This is a genomic window from Meiothermus sp., from assembly GCF_037443965.1.
In the GTDB taxonomy this organism is placed as follows: domain Bacteria; phylum Deinococcota; class Deinococci; order Deinococcales; family Thermaceae; genus Meiothermus.
This window is the reverse complement of record NZ_JBBINI010000033.1, coordinates 21,460-39,635: the sequence shown is the minus strand read 5'-3', so window position 1 is coordinate 39,635 and position 18,176 is coordinate 21,460. Positions and strand designations below refer to the sequence as shown.

Here is an 18,176-nt window from a genome sequence, read left to right as displayed (position 1 = left end):
GAGTCGAAGGGCTCTGGGAGAGTAGGGCAGTGCAGAGGTTTTTTCTTTGCGGGAATAGCTCAGTTGGTAGAGCACAACCTTGCCAAGGTTGGGGTCGCGAGTTCGAGTCTCGTTTCCCGCTCCATAACTCCCCTTCCCCCCACCTCATAAGGTGGGGGTTTTTGTTGGTTTCCAACTTAAAGACCCCAACCCCCCTCCCAAAAGAAGAGGGGGTTTTATTTGGACTGCTCGAGCTCAGAGTATCAAGCAGGATCTTCCGTACTACATCGAAATTAATCTTCTCGGGTTTGGAGTAACGGATACAGCTTTTGCCGCAGCTGACTTGTAAGAGATCACGGTTGGCCTGCATCACCTCTGCTTGAGTACGTAGAACGAAATGTGGTTTTTCTGAATGGCAAAGGCAATTTCAAGCTCTTTGGCTGCTGGATATTGGCAGCAGGGCATGTCATAGAGCATGGTTTCTGTTGTAACCTTCGAGTAGCTCGAGGCACAGGGTTCGCAGGCGCTCGAGTGCGGCCTTGCGCTCATTGTGGAACCTCCTCGAGGTGGGCACTGACCGTCAAGGCATTGCTTTGCATAAGAATAAAATAGTTCAATTACGTCATAGACGAATTGAGGCTGCGATATAAATAGCGGCCTGCGCTCGATGTATCGTCGGCAGCGCTAGTCACCTTCGAGCAACCTGCGATGGAACTTGATCCTTGAATCCGGCATCCGTGAAGAGGTACGGGCAAAAACTGCTATGGTAAGGTAGTTTCATGTCAAAACGTGGGGTCGTCGAAGAAACCAAGGCTGCCGAGAACCCGGATGCCCACCTCGAGCAGATTCGCTCGATCCTGTTCGGGCAGCAGATGCTCGAGTTCGAGCGCCAACTTGCAAGCCTAGAAGATCGTTTACAAGCTACTGCAACCCAGATGAACCAGGGATTGTTGGAGCGCATTACAGCGTTGGAAAGCCGACTGGTAGGGCTGTTGGAGCAAGAAGCCCAGGAGCGGCAGATCGCCGACAATTCGCTGCAAGGGAGTCTGGATGCTGCGGTGGATAATTTAGAAGGCAAACTGGCCTCGCAGATGAAAGAAATGCGGGCCGACCTGAAAGACCAAGGCAAGGAACTGAACAAAAAATTGGATCAGCTCGGCTCGCACCTGCAAACTGCCATTGACGAGTTACGCCTACACAAAACCGACCGAAAAACCCTGGCCGATCTACTGGCAAACATGGCCGATAAGTTGCGGAAAGATTAGAGGAACGATGGATAGGGCGGAAATGGGAGAGCAGGAGAAAACGACCTATCCCCTACCCCCTGCTCCCGCTCTCCTAAGCGTTCTTTAGCCATGGCCCACACCCCTCCTCCACCCCTCCCACCCGATGACCTCGAGGTGCTGCGACGGTTGCTGCTCCAGCCCGAACAGGAGGCTTTGGAGGCCCTGCAAAACCCCGAACTGTGGGAAGAGCAGGTTTCCCAAGCCCTGCCGGGGGCCCTCGTTCGCCGCACCAAGACCGATAAATCGGTACAGCACGCACTCAACCCGATACTCGAGGAAACTTTCGTGCGGCTGGTAAAGCGCAACCCCAAGCTGTTGGTTGAAATCCTGTTCCCGGTTCTGCTGCCGGCCATTCGTCGGGCAGTAGCCAGCCTGTTCGCCGCCCTGACCCAAAGCCTCAACCAGACCCTCGACCAGGTCTTTAGCCTGCGGGGCCTACGCTGGCGGCTCGAGGCCCTCTCTACCGGGAAAACCTTCGCGGAGGTGGTGCTCTCGCACACCTTGCTTTACCGCGTCGAGCAGGTTTTGCTGATCCATCGCGAGAGCGGGCTGCTGCTGGCCCACCAGGTAGCCGAAGGCGTCAACGTTCAGGACGGTGCCCTGGTCTCGGGGATGCTGACCGCCATCGGCGATTTTGTACGGGATTCCTTCGACCCCATGGCCGGGCTCAACACGGTGAATTTCGGCGAACGGGTACTGGTGGTAGAACAAAGTGGCCTGGCGGTACTGGCCGCGGTGGTGCGCGGCACCCCACCGCCGGCTTTACAGGGGCGTTTGCAGGACGTGCTCTCGGAGGTTCACACCCGTTTCGCCGATGAACTGCGGCACTACGCAGGAGACAACAAGATTTTTGCCGATGCCCGCCCCATGCTGGAGACCCTGCTGGAAACCCAGTACAAGCGCCCCGAGGGCCGCCGCCCTTATGCGGCTTTGCTTGTTGGGGGGGTTTTGCTGGCAGCGCTGGGCGGGTGGGGGTGGAGCAACTTCCAGGCCGACCGGGCCTGGAGGGCCTATCTCGAGCGCCTTTCCAGCACCCCCGGCCTCGTCGTCACCGATGCACCCCGACGCTACGAGCTGCGGGGCCTGCGCGACCCCCTGGCTGCCGACCCCGCCAGCCTGCTGGAAGGTCTCCCCCTTCGCCCCGAGCAGCTTCGGGCCACCTGGCAGCCCTACCAGTCCCTCGAGCCCGAAATCGTGCTCAGGCGCGTGCAGCAACGCATGGACACCCCCAGCACGGTGCGCCTGACCTGGCGCGACGGGGTGTTGGTGGTCTCGGGCAGCAGCACCCGGGCCTGGCTCAGCCGCCTGCGCAACCTGGCCCCCCTGCTGGGCGTGGAGCAGCTCGATGCCAGTGAACTGGCCCTCGAGCCCCCTCAGTAGCCTCAACCACCCTACGCTCCATCCCCTTGCGCCCAGGGTGCTTGCGAGCTTAGACTGCATTCGCATTTGTCGAGATAAATCGTGCGGATAATCGAACACGCGGGTGCAATCCAAAAGGGGTGGGGGGCTCATAGGTGATCCAGAAAAAAATATGTATGTTGGGTGCCTTCGCCGTGGGCAAAACCAGCCTGGTTGCCCGGTATGTACACAGCATTTTTTCGGAAAAATACCAGACCACGGTAGGGGTCAAAATAGATAAGAAAGTCATCGAAGTAGGCAGCCAGGAAGTGAGCCTGGTGTTGTGGGATCTCTATGGCGAGGACCAGTTCCAGCGGGTGCAATCGTTTTACCTGCGCGGGAGTTCGGGCTACCTGCTGGTGGCCGATGGTACCCGCCCCGAGACCCTCGAGGTCGCCCAAAACATCCAGCAACGCGCCCAGGAGGTGATGGGCTCGGTGCCCTTCATCCTGATGCTCAACAAGCACGACCTCCCGTGGAAAATCGGTGAGGCGGAGGTAGGCCAGCTTCTGGCCAGGGGATGGGAGGTTCGCTACACCAGCGCCAAAACCGGCGAGGGTGTTGAAGAGAGCTTCGCGGAGCTGGCCAGACGGATGCTGGAACAATCCTGAAAGCTGCCGAAGAAACACCCCAGGTCAGCGAATCCCCATGACCTCGAGGGCCTTCTCCAGCATGGCATCGCGCCCGGTACGGGCAATGGCCTCGGGGTCGTAGACCATCTCAATATCGGGGGTGACATACTCGGGCAGGGCCTCGCCACTGGTCTTGAAGGTACGAACATAAGTAATGGCCAGCGCCGAACCGTCCGCCAAAGGCCAGAACTCGGTAGCGGTGTTCATCACCCCCGCCGTACGCTGACCAATTACCTTGATACCGCCAAACTGCTGAAGCACATAGGCCATAATCTCGCCACAAGAGGCCGTTCCGCGGCTCACCAGCACGGCAACCCGACCGGTAAAACGGGCTGGCTGCTCCAGATGGTAGGGCGGGTTGGGGTCTTTGGGGTCGTTACCCAGGATGGCCCCATCGGCATAGCCAAAAGGTACACTGGCACTGCGCGTACGCATCTCCAGGGCAAAATTGCCCACAAAAGCACCGGGCGCACCCTGGCACTCGGTCTCTTCCCCGCCCGAATTATCCCGCAAATCCACAATGAGGGCTTTTGCGCCGTTGGCCTGGGCTTCCAATACCAGTTGATGCACCCTGGGGCCAATCTGCTGGTAGACCGCAAAGTCGGGGATGCGCAGCACAAATACCCCTTCCGGCAAACCCCTGGGCGCATGCAGGGTAGGTAACACCGGCAGACTATAGGGTTGGCGGCTTAGGGTGAGTTGCAAGCGCTCTTCCCCCCGCAAAAGCGTTAGTTGCACCGGCTGGTCGGTGTTGATACGGGCCCTGAAATCTTCCAGGCTGCTTATCGGCGCTCCGTTCACCGCCACCACCCGGTCATAAGGGCGCACCCCGGCCAGATCGGCGGCACTCCGGGGGCGCACCTCGCCAATCAGCACCCGCCCGTCCGAAAAAGCCGGGATGGTAATGCCATAGATCGGCGTCGAATCGGGCTGTCCAGCAAGCCAGGCCCGAAACTGCTGGTAGCGCTGTGGGCTTAGATAAAAGGTGTGACCATCGCCTATATTCCGCACCAGACGAGCGATAATCCGCGCCGCTGTCTCAACCCCACACTGCGGCTGGCCTGTACAGGCTTGCTCCAACTCATGCCCGGACTGCTCGGCCAGCACATCCCAATCCACCGGGCTGTAGCCATAGTAGTGCGTTCGCAGTTCACCCACCGCCTGTTGCAGCAAATCACTGGCGGGCGAAGCCCCAACCAGGCCCACCCATGCCACAAAAGCCAGCACCCATAAGCGCATACGCATGGAATCCACTCTAGCAAGACCCCAGATGGAAACTGTGAACGCTTCTCGTTACGTTTCCCGCAATTCGCCACACACGGTGCCGCGCAATTTACCCAGCACCGTAAAAACCGTTGTACTGATTATTCGTGGGCAACGCTCAGGGTTGACGGTTCAGCAGCCAGTACACCACCACAATCACAAGCAGCCACCACCACCAGCGGCTGCCAAAGCGGCCCAGCAAGGGGCGGCGTTCGGGCATGGGCGGCGGGGCCGAAGCACCCGGTGCCACGCGGGGCGGACGGGTTGCGGGCTGCATCTGCAAGCGTTGGCCCCGCTTGATGTGGTAGACCGATTTGTCAATCTGGCCTTTTTTGCGGTAGGCCGCGCCCAGGTTGTGGTGGGCGAGGGCGTACTCGGGGTTGAGCTTCAGTACTTCTTCGTACATGCGGATGGCTTCATCGGTCTGGCCGGCCTCGAGGGTCATGTTGGCCAGGTTGGTCTTGGCGCGGTAGTGGCCGGGATCGCGCTTTAGGGCCATCTCAAAGGCTTCCTGGGCCTCTTGTCGGTGGCCGTTGCGGATACGAACCAGGCCCAGCGCGGCCCAAGCTTCTGCGCTCAGGTGGGGATCCTCGAGGTAGGAGACGATTCGGCCCTCATCCTCGGTATCAAAGGCTTCGATAGCGGCCTTGGCTCGCGGCACATCCAGGTAGCCTGCGATTAGATCGCCATCCTGTTCCAAAAGCTTTTGGGCCTTGCCATATTCCTTCAGCCGCAGCCAGTCCCGCAGTTCCAGCAACACCGCCAGCCCATCGGCATCCCCCTCTTCGCCAGTCAGAATGCGGCTGCGGGCTTCCTCGTAGCGCCCGGAACGGATGACCTGATTCAGTTCTTCCATCGTTTCGACTCAACAGCCTATTGTATCGGGATTGCTGAGAAAAGAGCACATCGCCAAAACAGCATCAGTCTTCTTTCATAGGGCGGTTTCAGGAAATAACAGCGGTTTCAGAAAATAACATGGGGTATCCATAGCTCAAACTTCACCAAGAAGGCGGTTTATTCATCACAGAGGAATAGAATCCATACGCGAACCGCCCTATACCGCTGTAGCTTCCAAACCAGGGCCAACCCTGTCATTGCCAGCGCTCGAAGATGCGAAGCAATCCAGCCTCTTTGCTAGGCTTGCTGGATTGCTTCGGCCCCTGCACGGTGTCATGTGCGACGCAAACGACCTCATGCGCCTTTTGCGGCAACCACCCTAGGGTTTCCAAACCTTGGCTATGCAATCAGCCTCTAGTGGTTTGGTAAGTTAAGGATTAATATGCGGTGAAGTTCACCAAATGAAGCGCTCAAAGCAACTCCCAGATATTAGGGGAGCCAAATCCATCCCGGGAATTAAGTTACCGGAGCACTAGCACGCATCAGCTCAGTTCGAGGAGGTTTTGGGAGATGTGGATTGGCCGGACTCCAGCAATTGGGGCACCGTCACAAACCGATACCCTTGGGCTTGCAGCGCGGGCAGAATGCTGTGCAAGGCCTCTACCGTGTGGCTACGGTCTCCCCCGCCATCATGCAACAAAACGATACTGCCCGGCTTGACATTACGCAGCACATTATCCACGATGGTCGCTGCCCCCTGGGCTTGCGTATCCTCGCTCAGCACCGACCATTGCACCACCGTATATCCCTGCTGCAAAGCATAATCGGCCAGACCGTTGTACAGACGGCCTCCCGGAGGTCGGAAAAGGGAGGTGATTAGGCCGGTGGTCTGTTGGATCAGGACCGCCGTGCGCTCAATCTCCGCACCGGCTTCCTCTGGGGTCATGGGCGTATTGCGGTGGCTCCAGGTGTGGTTGCCAATAGCATGGCCTTCCGCTACCACCTGCCGGGCAATCTCGGGACGTTTCTGCAAATGCAATCCCACCCAGAAAAAAGTAGCCTTGACACCATATTGTCGTAGCACTTCCAACACCGCTAGGGTGTCGGGCCAGGGACCATCATCAAAGGTGAGTGCGACTTGTTTCTCTTCCCCCACAAGCATAACCCGGCGCACCACAGTTCCAGCGTAGGCAGAGGCTGGTAGGCGGCGTTTTTCCTCTACAGGGGTTTGGGGCTGAGAAATTAGCGGTGATGGTGTAATGGCCGGATCGGACTGCCTGGGCTGCTCTAAGGCTTCTGGATGTGGGTCTTCACTAGGGGGAATCGCTGCTTGTTCCTGGGGTATCACACTTGGTGCTGGGTTCGGGTTTGGCTTGGTTGGGAGCCTTTGGGAGGACACGCCAGGGAAGCTCTGAACAGGCTTGGGCACAACGGTTTGGTGGCTGGCAAATGGAATAGCCCCGCTGAAATAGCCTATCTGCACCGCCACGATTGCTGCGAGCACCAGCGCCAGCCACAGTTTGTAGCGGGTTTTAAGCTTGGTTTTACGTTTACGAGCCACCTGAACCAATTATCGCACCCAAGTGGTCTGGTATGTTGATTTTTCGACTGGATTCGGCCTGCTGAGTGACAGGATTTGCGGTAAAGCGGCTTGCTTGGAGGTCTCCAGCATGCATGGATTTCTTAGTTAGCAGACCCGTAAGTAGTCCTGGCATGTGTTTAGGCAATGCACCAAGCCGTAATCACTCGTGGGTTTTACCTGGGCACACCTTATCGCGGTTTACTCTACTTTTTGCCATTAATCCTAGCGGCAAAAAACGAGTCCTGTACGGTTTTTGACTTTCGGGGATGTCTGGGTTCTTTCCGAGAACCGCTCTAATGGAGAGCCGCGCCAATACCACTTTAAACCAGCAGGTACGAATGACACCAAAGCGCATTGGTAAGATACAAACGTTATGGCAGACAACACACGGGCCTGGATGGAAGAACTGCTGGCCGAGATGGAAGAGCGACGCAAACATATCGAATCGGGCGGCGGGCCAGACCGGATCAAAAAGCAGCATGAGGCAGGCAAAATGACCGCCCGTGAGCGAATTCAATATTTGCTCGACGAGGATACCTTCGTTGAACTGCAACCCTTCGCCGAGCACCCCGAAACCGAGCTCATGCACGGGATACAAGCACCTGCTGACGGGGTCATTACGGGTTATGGCAAGGTGGGGGGGCGCACGGTTTTTGTGTTTAGCCAGGATTTCACCGTGCTGGGAGGGAGCCTAGGCAAAACCCATGGGCAGAAGATCGCTCACGCCATGGATATGGCCGTCAAGGTAGGTGCTCCCGTGATCGGCCTTAACGACTCGGCGGGGGCCCGTATTCAGGAGGGAGTAGACAGTCTTTCGGGCTACGGTGAGGTGTTCTACCGCAATGCCATCTACTCGGGCGTGGTGCCGCAAATCTCGGCAATTCTGGGGCCCTGTGCGGGCGGAGCCGTATACAGCCCGGCCATTACCGATTTTGTGCTGATGAGCAAGGGCAATAGCTATATGTTCATTACCGGGCCGGAAGTCATCAAGAGCGTGACCCGCGAGGAAGTCACCTTCGAGCAACTGGGGGGCTCGGAGGTTCACACCGCCAAGTCGGGCGTAGCCCACCTCGAGTGCGAGGGCGACCAAGGCGTACTGGACACCATCAAGCAACTCCTTACCTACTTGCCGCAAAATGCCAAAGAAAAACCACCCATTGTCGAGAATGGCGACCCTAAGAACCGCAAAACCCCCGAACTCTTAGATCAGGTGCACCCCGATCCCCGCCGACCTTACAATATGCACCAAGTCATCGAGACCATCGTGGATGATGGCAAGTTCCTGGAACTACACACCAACTTCGCCAAGAACATCCTGGTGGGCTTTGCGCACCTGGGTGGAATGTCGGTGGGCATCGTTGCGAATAACCCGCGCCACATGGCTGGGGCCCTGGACATTAATGCTTCCGACAAGGCTGCCCGCTTTATCCGCACCTGTGACGGCTTTAATATTCCAATCCTGACCCTGGTAGACGTGACCGGCTTCTTGCCTGGTGTAGCCCAGGAACACCAGGGCATCATCCGCCACGGGGCTAAGATGCTGTACGCCTATGCCGAGGCCACCGTGCCCAAAATCACCCTTATTACCCGCAAGAGCTATGGCGGCGCTTACCTGGCCATGAACTCCCGCGACATGGGCGCTGATGTGGTACTGGCCTGGCCCACCTCGGCGGTGGCGGTGATGGGGGCAGAAGGGGCCGCTAACATCATCTACCGCAAGGAAATCCAGTCCTCGCCCGACCCTGCCGCCACCCGCCAGGCCAAAATTGCCGAATATAAAAAAGCCTTCGACAATCCCTACGTAGCGGCTGGACGTGGCTACATTGACGATGTGATTGACCCCGCCGAGACCCGCCGGTTGTTGATCCAGCACCTCGAGATGCTCTCCACCAAACAAGAAGAACGGCCCTATAAGAAGCACGGGAACATCCCGCTGTAGCCCTATCTCGAGCGCTGCATCCGCCCCTGGGGGCGGCCTGACAAGACCCGGTCAAAGCTGCTGCGGGCACGGGCTTTCATGGCTTCTACCGCGCTCCAGTTGGGCTGGCGCTGGGTGAGTACCGCCGAGGCCAGCAGATCGGGATCGCCTGGCATGTCCACATACACCGCCCCGGCATCGCGGCAAAAACCAGCCACCTTGGGGTCGTAGGCGATGCCAGCAAAGGGTGTTCCGGCCGCCGCTGCCAGTATGGCCCCGTGCAGGCGCACCGAGATTACATAACCGGCCTGGGCCAGCAGGTAGCTCACCCGGCGCGGATCCCAGGCCAGCTCGCGGGTGAAGCTGCTGAACTTTTCCAGCACCGGCTCATCGAAACCCGGTTGCAGGGCCAGAACCACCACATCGTAGCCCTCCACCCGCAGCCGGTCGGCCAGTTTGTGTAGGTTGGCATTGGCCGCCTCGGTGCCATATTTGGGCACCAGCACCACCATGTTGGGTTCGCGTTCAACCGGCGGGGGCACCAGCAACAAGGCCGGGTCGGCCCCCAGATGTACCTCCAAACCCAGGCCGCGCCCGTACTCGAGCGAGCCCTCATCGCGAAAGTAACAGGGCACCCCCCGCAAGGCCCGCCGTACCCGCCCTTCGCCGCGCTTGGTCAGGGGGCCCAGCGATTGATTGAACACATACACCGATCGACTCCTACGCCGGGCCAGTCCGATGATGGTCAGGTAATACCACAGGCTTAGACCAGAGGTTTTGTCTTGCAACAACCCCCCCCCGCCCGATAAGAGCAAATCTATCTTGCCCAGGGCTTTCCAGACTTCCAGGGGTTGAGTGCGCTTAACGGCTTCTACCCCGTAGCGCTGCGCGGTTTCGCCGGGGTTGTTGGAAAATATTACGGTCTGGTGCCCACGAGCCCTAATCTCTTGCACGATGGCCTCGAGGATGGCCTCGTCACCCGCATTCTGAAAGCCGTAATAACCACTGACCCCCACGTGCATGGATACCCTCCCCAATAGCTACCCGCGCTCCATCTTTGCACGCTCATCAATTAGATGCTTCTATCTAAGCCACCATTCGCGCAGTCGGCGAATGATCCAGACCCCTATCAGCCCCGCAGCCAGACCAATCAGGATTCCGTTCAATACCCGGAAGAAGGAGATGCTCAAAGGCGTGTGGTAGTGGGAAAAGGTGTTCAAAATTGAGCCCATGCCCACCGCTACCAGTACCAGCAGTGCATTTTTGAGCCAGGTCGGCCAGGGCAGCAACAGAGCTACAGGGGCCAGTGCATGGGCAAAAATCTCCTTGAAGCGGGGACGCACCATCACATCCTGCAAAAAGGCCCTGAGCTGCAATTCCCACTCCGGCACGATGGAGGGAGCGGCATCGTTGCCGCGTCGCAAAACGGCCAGGGCCACCACTGCCAGCCCCACCAGGGCAATTGCAACCTCGCCGAGTTTGAACTGGTAGTTATACAGGAAGTTGAGGGCCGGCTTGTAGTCGGTGGGCAAGAACGAGAGGGCCACCAGGAGGGGCGGCACCACCAGCGTAAGCGACACCCCCCGGAAAGGATCCAGGCCCAGCACGCTCTGGGGAGTGCTACCCAGGGCGGCCAGAAAGATCACCCCGGTCAACGAATAGAGCACCGCGGCCAGCCACAGGCGCAAACCGGGCAGATGGCGCTCGAGAAAACCCAGGGCCGGGAACACCATCGCCGCCAGCAAGGGTGCCGCATCCCCGCGAGCCACCCCCAGGGCAAAGAGCACCAGCAGCACGGCTACCGGAACGCCAAAGGGCGGCGGCAGCCCAATGGCCAGCAAAACCAGGCCCGCTACAATGCCCAGAAGGGCGATATACCGGAACGGCGAAGGCGTAAACTCGCGGGCGGAGGGCTCGCCAAGAGGGACACCCGAGCGTTCCAGGTCGCGCTTCAAGGTGGTCAGGAATTGCTGGGTGTCGCCAGGCTGTCGGTAGGGCCGTAGGTAGAGCAACTGGTGTCCGCGCTCGCGGGCCGCCAGCACAAACTTGTCGGCGGTCTCGGCAGGGGTGAGCTTGTCCTGCCATTCCGGGCGGATGCCAAAAAGTCGCCTGACCGACAGGGTTCGGGCGAGCTGGGAAAACCCCCGCTGGGGGGTGCCCTCAATCCAGGCGATCGGTTTGCCCTCCAGACCAGTTGCGACGGTCTCGAGGTTGTCGTTGTACCCCAGCACATCCAGCCCCGCAAACACCACCACATCGGCCTCGGGGGGAATCAGTTCTACATCGTACGTGCGGTAGGGGTGGTCGAAGGGCCGGGCCGCGATGTAAAAGCCCTGGGCCTTGAGTTCGCGGGCCAGGGCCTGGTCGTAGCCCGCGGGGAAAAAGTCTACGTTAACCGGGGTGGCCAGCCAGGTCTGGGTTCCGATCAAAACTTTCTCGCTGGGAATGTCCCAGCGGGCCACCATAGCCTCCAGGAGTGCCTGGGGGCCGGTCAGGTAAAACCATCCTGGCTTGATCTGGGCATTGGGATAGACCAGTTGCAGCGTGTTGGCTGAGTGGTAGGTCAGAAGCCCCCGGTTCACCCAGTTGCGCACCGACTGCTCGTAGAGCGCCACCCCCTCTACCCCCAAAGCCCGGTACTCTTGCATCACCTGCAGGAAGGTTCTGCCGGTAAAGCGGGCCTCATCGGCCACTTCTTCGCCGTCCATGATCAGCACCACCGGCCCAGGATGCTCGGCCTGCATCCGGGGCCAGAGCGCAGGCAGGCTCAGCACGGCCGCCAGCAGTACCGTTATTCGTAAAAGGCTACCCAGCTTCACAGTCACCCTCCCTGCCCCACTTTCCTGTCCCGCACCAGGCTCCGCACCCGCGCGGTCAGCATGGCCAGGGCTTCCTGGTTATGCCCCCCGTGGGGGATGATCACGTCGGCATAGCGCTTGGAAGGCTCCACAAAGGACAGGTGCATGGGACGAACCTGTTCTAAGTACTGCTCGATTACGCTCTCGGCGGTGCGCCCGCGCTCGGCAATATCGCGTTGCAACCGCCGGATGAAGCGCACATCGGCATCGGCGTCCACAAAAACCTTGAGGTTCATCTGGGCCCGAAGAGTAGCATCCACCAGCAGCATGATGCCCTCGAGCACCACCACCGGGGCTGGCTTTACCAGTATGGTTTCGCGGGAGCGGGTGTATTCTTTGAAAGAGTACACCGGGATCGAAACAGCCCGTCCCGACACAATTTGCTGGATGTGTTGCAAATAAAGCGCTAGGTCGAAAGCGTCTGGGTGGTCATAGCTCAGCTTTAGGCGTTCTTCGAAGGGCAGGCTGGCGTTGTCCTGGTAGTAATTGTCCATCGGTAAAAGAGCCACATGCTGTGGCCCCACAGCATTAATCACTGCTTCGGTAACGGTGGTTTTGCCACTACCAGTTCCGCCAGCAATTCCAATTACAAAAGCCCGACTCACAAAGCCAATCATACGCCGCACCGCCGTACACGACTAGCAAGTGCTAGCTTTAGGCGCACTGGCTTCAACTGAGGACATTCGATTACGGTGGGGTTTGTTAGAGTATAGAGCGAACATGATCGTCTTAACCGGCGAAATCCTAATTGAGCTGATTGGTCGCAATCTGAATTCCCGTTCTGCACTGGCCTATACCGGGATTTTGGGGGGCTCGGCCCTGAATACCGCCTCGATCCTGGCTCGAGTGGGTGCACCTACGCGCTTTGTGAGCGAGGTTGGGCAGGATTTTTTAGGTGACTGGGCTATTGCCCGCATTACCGAGCGAAAAATTGAAACCCGTTTCATTCGGCAGTTACCGGGAGTACCTACCCTTTTGAGTCTGGCCGAGGTAGACGCAGAGGGCGAGGCACAGTTCAGCTTCTACCGGGCCTTTGGCGATACCCAGTTCAGCCCGGATAGCGCGGCCATGGCCCGTGCCAAGTGGTTTCATTTTGGCTCCCTTTCCGCGTTCGACCCCCGCAACCGCTCCGGTATTGAAAGCTTGCTCGAGATTGCCCGTGAATACGATGTGCTGGTTAGCTTCGACCCCAATCTACACGCAAGGCCCAGCGAAACCTACTGGGAGCAGCTTCAGCGCTACCTGCCCTATGTTTCGGTATTCAAAGCCAGCCAGGACGATGCCCGTCTTCTCTTCCCCAACTCGGCCAACGATCCACAGGTTCTGCTAGAGCACCTGGTCGAGCTGGGCGCACCGGTCACGGTCTTGACCCTGGGCGCCGCCGGAGCCATGGCGGCTTTTCGCACCCGGATGATGCGGGTACCGGGGGTCAAGGTACCGGTGGTGGATACGATTGGAGCCGGGGATGCCTTCACGGCTGGCCTGATCTACGGGATGATGAAGCAAGAAATTGGCTCGAGGATGGAACTGCTTTCGTGGGATGGAACCCAGCTCCCGGTCATCCTGGCTTCCTCCTGCCACCTAGCCGCCATCACCTGCACGGTGGAAGGAGCCAGCCCACCCGAACAACCTCTGCATGCCTGGTGGGAGCGTTTTGGGTAGGGCTTCTTACCAACAACCGTTTATTGCCCGCATTGCAGCGGTTCCCAGCAATTCTTCGCAGTCCCACAATCCATCCTGGTTCTGTCCGGTGATACCGTTTCCGCTTGAATCCTTCACCGCCCGCCGCAGTCAGAGGTGAAGGATTCAAGCCGACCGAAGGGAGTAGAAAAGCATTTCGGTAATATCGTTTAGGCTTGCCGAAGTGAACGATACTACCGAAATGCGTATGATACCGGTTCCGCTTGAACCCTTCACCTTTGGGTGTAAATAAAGGTGAAGGTTCAAAAAAGTGAACGATACTGCCGGAATGCGTATGAGGGAGTCGGCTTCGACGGGCTCAGTGGTTCGGAGCATACCGTCGGATATCCGGTCGGTGAAGCAATCAGAAAAACCCCGGCCATTTGACCGGGGTTTTATCAGCGAGGTTTAGGGTAGCGCCTTAGACTCGAGCTGCCGAACGGGTATCCTGGGTCATGGCATGACCAATGGCTTTTTCGTGGCCGTCTACTTCGAAGGCATGGAGTTTGGTGGTATCCACCAGCAGGTCAATGGTGTCGCTGGGCAGCACCATCGCGTGACCGTCCACCTTGGCGGTCATCATGTTGCCGCCCACCTCGGCATGCACTTCGGTATCGGCTCCCAGGGGCTCGACTACCTCTACCCTACCCTTGACAATGTTGTCGCCTTCCGGGATGGATGTCCAGCCCTTGAGGCCAATGTGTTCGGGGCGAATGCCCATCCAGACTTCCTTGCCGTTGTAGGGCATCAGGCTGGCGCCCAGGGTTCCGTTGGCCTTGACCTTGAAGCCCTCGCCCACAAAGTAGGCGTTGCCGCCTTCGGTCTGCACCCGCGAACGAATAAAGTTCATGGAGGGTGAACCGATAAAACCGGCTACAAACTTGGTTTCGGGGAAGTCGTAGAGGTTCAGGGGGCTATCTACCTGCAAGACCTCCCCGTCTTTCATCACCACAATACGCTGGCCCAGGGTCATGGCTTCAACCTGGTCGTGGGTCACGTAGACGGTGGTCACCCCCAAGCGGCGCTGAAGTTTGGAAATTTCGGCCCGCATCTCCACCCGCAGCTTGGCATCGAGGTTGGACAGGGGTTCGTCGAACAAAAACACCTTGGGTTCGCGCACGATGGCCCGGCCCATCGCTACCCGCTGCCGCTGACCACCGGACAGCTCGCGGGGCTTGCGTTGCAAGAGGTGGTCAATCTTGATGATGCGGGCAGCATCCTTGACGCGCTTATCAATCTCGTCCTTGGCCACCCTGCGCAAGCGCAGCCCGAAAGCCATGTTCTCATAGACGTTCATGTGAGGGTAGAGGGCGTAGTTTTGGAAGACCATGGCGATGTCGCGGTCTTTGGGGGGTACATCGTTGACCAGGCGGTCGCCAATGTAGAGCTTGCCCTCGGTAATGTCTTCCAGACCGGCAATCATGCGCAAAGTGGTGGTCTTGCCGCAGCCCGAGGGCCCCACGAAGACCACAAACTCACCGTCCTCGGTCTCGAGGTTGAAATCCTTGACTGCCGTCACCTTGCCGCCGTACTTCTTGTAGACGTTCTCCAACCGAATTTTTGCCATGATGGCCTCCTGCCTTGGCGCTGTGCTGCCCTGCAGCACCAGCCTGTACCTGGTTCCCGCGCTGTGAGACCTCGCCTTGGCGAGCCCATCGGGGATTATTCTGGTACGCAGTTAGTCTACCTAGTAAACCCCCGGAACTTCAATACTTGGAGCGATTTCCACAAACCGGTTGTTTAGTCAGTGACTGACCTTCCCTTGAGGCGCTGCACCACCAGCTCGGAGATATCCAGCACTTTGGGAGCCTGTCCTTCGGGTTCTTGCGCAGTTTCCAGGTTCATCATCTGCATGCAGAAGGGGCAACCCACCGCGATGGTGTCAGCCTTTGTCCCCTTCAACTCGCGGTAACGGTTGGTAGAGACCCGCTCGTTGCCAGGTTCTTCTTCCTTCCAGAACTGTGCCCCACCCGCCCCACAGCAGAAGCTGTTCTTACCGTGGCGCTCGGGTTCGTGCAGCTTGAGGCCGGTGGCCGCGATGACCTGACGGGGCTCTGCGATCAGGTCGTTATGGCGCCCCAGGTAGCAGGGGTCGTGGTAGGTCACTTCTCCTGCCATCGGCATCAGCTCGAGCTTCTTCGCATCAATCAGCTCAGCAATGTAGTCGGTGTGGTGCTTGACCTGGTAGGTGCCGCCAAAGTCTTTGTACTCGTTGGCGAGGGTGTGGAAGCAGTGCGGGCAGGTGGTGACGATGGTCTTGGGCTTGGTCTCCATCACGGCGTTTAAGGTCTCGACATTTTCAGTCGCCAACTGCATGAACAAGAACTCGTTACCGGCCCGCCGTGCCGCGTCGCCCGTGCATTTTTCTTGCTTGCCCAGCACTGCCCAGTTGGTACCCGACTGGTGCAAAATCTCGGCAAACGCCCGGGCGGTCTTCTGAGCGCGGGGATCGTAGGAGGGTGCACAGCCCACCCAGTAGAGCACGTCGGCCTCGGGGTTTTGCCCCACGGTCTGCACCTCGAAACCCAGGCCTTCCGTCCAGCCTATACGCTTATCAGACCCTAGATTCCAGGGGTTGCCGTTGCGCTCCATGCCCTTGAAGGCGTTGTTCAGTTGAGCCGGGAACTCGCCTTGCATCATCACCCGCTCGCGCCGCACATCCACGATGTGCAGCATCTGCTCGTTGCCTACCGGACAGACCTCCACACAGGCGTTGCAGGTGGTACAGGCCCAGATCGCCTCGTCGTTCATGGCGAAGTCCATCAATGGACGGGGACTCTCTTTGCCGCTCGAGAATACCGGGAGGATATCGTTCAGCTCGTAGCGCTCGTTGATGAGGATGGCCGCTGGAGAGAGGGCCTTGCCAGTGGTATAGGCCGGGCAAACCTCCTGGCAGCGGTTGCACATGATGCAGCTATAGGCGTCCAGGAGGCGGGGCCAGGTGAAGTCCTCCAGCCTGGCCACCCCGAACTTCTCCATTTTCTCGAGTTCCTCAAAGTCCTTGGCAATGGGTAGCAAGGCCCCCGGTTTCTCCTTCTTGAAGGCCAGATTCAGTGGAGCTAGAAACAGGTGGATGTGCTTGGAACGGGCAAAGTAAGGGATGAACATCAGAATCGAGCCAAGGGCAAACCACCAGAAGAGGTGCTCGAAGATCAGCAAGCGATCTACATCCAGTTGCAGAAATAAGTTAGAGATCAGCGTTGCAACAGGCTGGAAGGGATCGGGGCCGTAGTCGAGGTTGGCGGCCTGGGCAGCCTTGTGTAACAGACGGCTACCCACGTGGAAGAAGATGAAGCTGCCTACAATGGCCGAGTCACGCGGGATGCCGCCGCGAATTTTCTCGTGCACAGGGGTCTTCTCGTTCCAGCTAAAGGTCTTGCGACCGCCACCCGAATAGCGCCGGAGCATCAGACCCACAATGCCGATCAGGATCAGCGCAGTGAGAAGGTCGGCCACCAGATTAAAACCGTTCCAGAAGCTACCACGGGCCTTGAAAGGAAACAGCCCTTCCAGCACGTCTACTAGGTTCACCAGCAGATAGAAGACAAAGCCATAGAACACCAGGGCGTGTAGCAGGCTCACCCAGGGCCGCTTCTTGAAGACGGTCTGCATGGTGAGGGTCTGCCACAGGGCACGGCCCAGGCGGGCAGGCAGGTTGTCAAAGCGGTCTTCGGGCTGACCCCGGTGAATGGCCTTGTAGACGCGATAAAGCGCCCCGCCACCAAAATAGAGCGAGGCCAGCACCAGCAGAAAGAACGCGATTTTTTCAGGTGTGGTCAGCATGGTGTGTACTCCAGTCGCAGCAAAATTGAACTTGGTATAAGTTTATCGCCTCTACCCTATGGCTTCAAGTTTACCTGTCGGGTGATAAAAATCTTCGGCGCAGGGCAGGTTTCCGTGCCCGATTAGTCCCCTCGGAAAAAAAGTGGAACCAACTTCCCTGTAACAAACGGCGCCTTCATAATCAAAAGAATATTGACAGCCATCACTCAAATTTCTATAATCATTTGAAAGTATTTAAATGATTGGAGAAGTACAAATGTCTAAAACTTCCAAAGCAGTCGAATCCCCGATTCCAGAACCTACCGACCAATTGGTAATTCGGGAGCTAGAGATCCTCAAGGTGCTCACCGATCCCTTGCGGTTGCAGATTCTCGAGCTGATGGGCAAACCCATCACCGTCAAGACGGTAGCAAAATCGCTGGGAATGCCCCCTACCAAGCTCTATTACCATGTCGGTCAGATGGAAGCGCACGGCTTGATCCGGGTGGTGGGAACCCGGGTGGTTTCGGGCATCATCGAAAAGCAGTACCAGGTCACGGCCAAAAACTACACCATAGACCGCTCCCTGCTGGAAATTCACAAAAAAGACCATAGCAGCCTCACCGAAATCCTGCACAACGTGATGGATGGGGTAAGCGCAGATATTCAGAAGGGATTGGAGAGCGGCCTGATTCAGTTGGGCGACGAACGCCCTGTGCACCAGCGGCTGGTGCTGGGGCGCACGCTGGTTCGGATGGCCCCCCAGCAAGCCCAGGAGTTCATCGAAACAATCAACAAACTGCTCAAGCAATTCAGCACCGACCCATCCGAAGAAGCACAGCCCTACAGTTTTCTCATCGCCTTCCACCCCCATTCCCAGGCCCAGGTCAAGGAAGATGGCGATGACTAGGCCCACCTCGGTCAATCCCCTAAGGTACAACGGCTTTCGTACCCTCTAGCTGGCCCAGAGCATCCCGATTT

14 protein-coding genes and 1 tRNA gene are annotated in these 18,176 nt (G+C 58.3%); 7 read left to right on the top strand and 8 right to left on the bottom strand.

Annotated elements, in window-relative coordinates; all coding sequences use genetic code 11:
- Window positions 1–48 precede the first annotated feature (48 nt).
- The 4 genes from WKI89_RS14890 to WKI89_RS14875 all read left to right on the top strand — a co-directional run bounded on the left by WKI89_RS14890 (window position 49) and on the right by WKI89_RS14875 (window position 3,274).
- Window positions 49–124 (top strand) — tRNA-Gly (locus tag WKI89_RS14890).
- 634 nt (window positions 125–758) lie between these two features.
- On the top strand, window positions 759–1,244 hold the full coding sequence (locus tag WKI89_RS14885) for a hypothetical protein (RefSeq protein WP_337870931.1): 486 nt from the start codon (window positions 759–761) through the stop codon (window positions 1,242–1,244).
- A gap of 90 nt (window positions 1,245–1,334) precedes the next feature.
- Window positions 1,335–2,645, top strand: coding sequence for a hypothetical protein (locus WKI89_RS14880; protein WP_337870929.1), 1,311 nt, complete (start codon window positions 1,335–1,337; stop codon window positions 2,643–2,645).
- A 155-nt stretch (window positions 2,646–2,800) separates the two neighbouring features.
- Window positions 2,801–3,274, top strand: coding sequence for a Rab family GTPase (locus tag WKI89_RS14875; protein WP_337870928.1), 474 nt, complete (start codon window positions 2,801–2,803; stop codon window positions 3,272–3,274).
- 24 nt (window positions 3,275–3,298) lie between these two features.
- Here WKI89_RS14875 and WKI89_RS14870 read toward each other — a convergent pair whose 3' ends face one another.
- The 3 genes from WKI89_RS14870 to WKI89_RS14860 form a co-directional block, all read right to left on the bottom strand.
- Window positions 3,299–4,540 carry a S41 family peptidase gene (locus WKI89_RS14870; protein ID WP_337870927.1) on the bottom strand — a complete coding sequence of 414 codons (1,242 nt, stop codon included), beginning with the start codon at window positions 4,538–4,540 and terminating at the stop codon, window positions 3,299–3,301.
- Window positions 4,541–4,676: 136 nt separating this feature from the next.
- A complete protein-coding gene (locus WKI89_RS14865) occupies window positions 4,677–5,414 on the bottom strand; it encodes a tetratricopeptide repeat protein (protein WP_337870926.1) in 738 nt (245 codons plus the stop codon).
- 528 nt (window positions 5,415–5,942) lie between these two features.
- Window positions 5,943–6,572: a polysaccharide deacetylase family protein gene (locus tag WKI89_RS14860; RefSeq protein ID WP_337870924.1), complete on the bottom strand. Its 630-nt coding sequence runs from the start codon at window positions 6,570–6,572 to the stop codon at window positions 5,943–5,945.
- Between the two features lie 778 nt (window positions 6,573–7,350).
- Here WKI89_RS14860 and WKI89_RS14855 point away from each other — a divergent pair.
- Complete coding sequence (locus WKI89_RS14855; protein WP_337870922.1) at window positions 7,351–8,916, top strand: acyl-CoA carboxylase subunit beta; 1,566 nt, start codon at window positions 7,351–7,353, stop codon at window positions 8,914–8,916.
- Window positions 8,917–8,918: 2 nt separating this feature from the next.
- Here WKI89_RS14855 and csaB read toward each other — a convergent pair whose 3' ends face one another.
- From csaB to udk, 3 genes are read right to left on the bottom strand one after another with little or no spacing between them, the layout of a single operon-like run.
- Complete coding sequence (gene csaB, locus WKI89_RS14850) at window positions 8,919–9,917, bottom strand: polysaccharide pyruvyl transferase CsaB (protein ID WP_337870920.1); 999 nt, start codon at window positions 9,915–9,917, stop codon at window positions 8,919–8,921.
- A 60-nt stretch (window positions 9,918–9,977) separates the two neighbouring features.
- Window positions 9,978–11,708 (bottom strand): DUF5693 family protein, encoded by a 1,731-nt coding sequence (locus tag WKI89_RS14845; protein WP_337870937.1) that lies wholly within the window; start codon window positions 11,706–11,708, stop codon window positions 9,978–9,980.
- Between the two features lie 8 nt (window positions 11,709–11,716).
- Window positions 11,717–12,370 carry a uridine kinase gene (gene udk / locus WKI89_RS14840; protein ID WP_337870917.1) on the bottom strand — a complete coding sequence of 218 codons (654 nt, stop codon included), beginning with the start codon at window positions 12,368–12,370 and terminating at the stop codon, window positions 11,717–11,719.
- A gap of 103 nt (window positions 12,371–12,473) precedes the next feature.
- On the opposite strand from udk, the gene WKI89_RS14835 reads away from it, so the two are divergent.
- Window positions 12,474–13,415 (top strand): carbohydrate kinase, encoded by a 942-nt coding sequence (locus WKI89_RS14835; protein WP_337870916.1) that lies wholly within the window; start codon window positions 12,474–12,476, stop codon window positions 13,413–13,415.
- 439 nt (window positions 13,416–13,854) lie between these two features.
- On the opposite strand, the gene ugpC is transcribed toward WKI89_RS14835, so the two are convergent.
- Together ugpC and WKI89_RS14825 are read right to left on the bottom strand one after the other, a co-directional pair.
- Window positions 13,855–15,000, bottom strand: a complete 1,146-nt coding sequence (ugpC, locus tag WKI89_RS14830) for a sn-glycerol-3-phosphate ABC transporter ATP-binding protein UgpC (protein ID WP_337870914.1) — start codon at window positions 14,998–15,000, stop codon at window positions 13,855–13,857.
- A 173-nt stretch (window positions 15,001–15,173) separates the two neighbouring features.
- Window positions 15,174–17,216 (bottom strand): (Fe-S)-binding protein, encoded by a 2,043-nt coding sequence (locus WKI89_RS14825; protein ID WP_337870912.1) that lies wholly within the window; start codon window positions 17,214–17,216, stop codon window positions 15,174–15,176.
- A gap of 256 nt (window positions 17,217–17,472) precedes the next feature.
- On the opposite strand from WKI89_RS14825, the gene WKI89_RS14820 reads away from it, so the two are divergent.
- Window positions 17,473–18,105 (top strand): helix-turn-helix domain-containing protein, encoded by a 633-nt coding sequence (locus WKI89_RS14820; RefSeq protein WP_337870911.1) that lies wholly within the window; start codon window positions 17,473–17,475, stop codon window positions 18,103–18,105.
- Window positions 18,106–18,176 lie beyond the last annotated feature (71 nt).

Coding starts and splice junctions, on each gene's coding strand:
- ugpC (WP_337870914.1), bottom strand. CDS start 15,000: ATGGCAAAAATTCGGTTGGAGAACGTCTACAAGAAGTACGGCGGCAAG.
- WKI89_RS14820 (WP_337870911.1), top strand. CDS start 17,473: ATGTCTAAAACTTCCAAAGCAGTCGAATCCCCGATTCCAGAACCTACC.
- WKI89_RS14865 (WP_337870926.1), bottom strand. CDS start 5,414: ATGGAAGAACTGAATCAGGTCATCCGTTCCGGGCGCTACGAGGAAGCC.
- WKI89_RS14825 (WP_337870912.1), bottom strand. CDS start 17,216: ATGCTGACCACACCTGAAAAAATCGCGTTCTTTCTGCTGGTGCTGGCC.
- WKI89_RS14880 (WP_337870929.1), top strand. CDS start 1,335: ATGGCCCACACCCCTCCTCCACCCCTCCCACCCGATGACCTCGAGGTG.
- WKI89_RS14835 (WP_337870916.1), top strand. CDS start 12,474: ATGATCGTCTTAACCGGCGAAATCCTAATTGAGCTGATTGGTCGCAAT.
- csaB (WP_337870920.1), bottom strand. CDS start 9,917: ATGCACGTGGGGGTCAGTGGTTATTACGGCTTTCAGAATGCGGGTGAC.
- WKI89_RS14885 (WP_337870931.1), top strand. CDS start 759: ATGTCAAAACGTGGGGTCGTCGAAGAAACCAAGGCTGCCGAGAACCCG.
- udk (WP_337870917.1), bottom strand. CDS start 12,370: ATGATTGGCTTTGTGAGTCGGGCTTTTGTAATTGGAATTGCTGGCGGA.
- WKI89_RS14855 (WP_337870922.1), top strand. CDS start 7,351: ATGGCAGACAACACACGGGCCTGGATGGAAGAACTGCTGGCCGAGATG.
- WKI89_RS14870 (WP_337870927.1), bottom strand. CDS start 4,540: ATGCGTATGCGCTTATGGGTGCTGGCTTTTGTGGCATGGGTGGGCCTG.
- WKI89_RS14875 (WP_337870928.1), top strand. CDS start 2,801: ATGTTGGGTGCCTTCGCCGTGGGCAAAACCAGCCTGGTTGCCCGGTAT.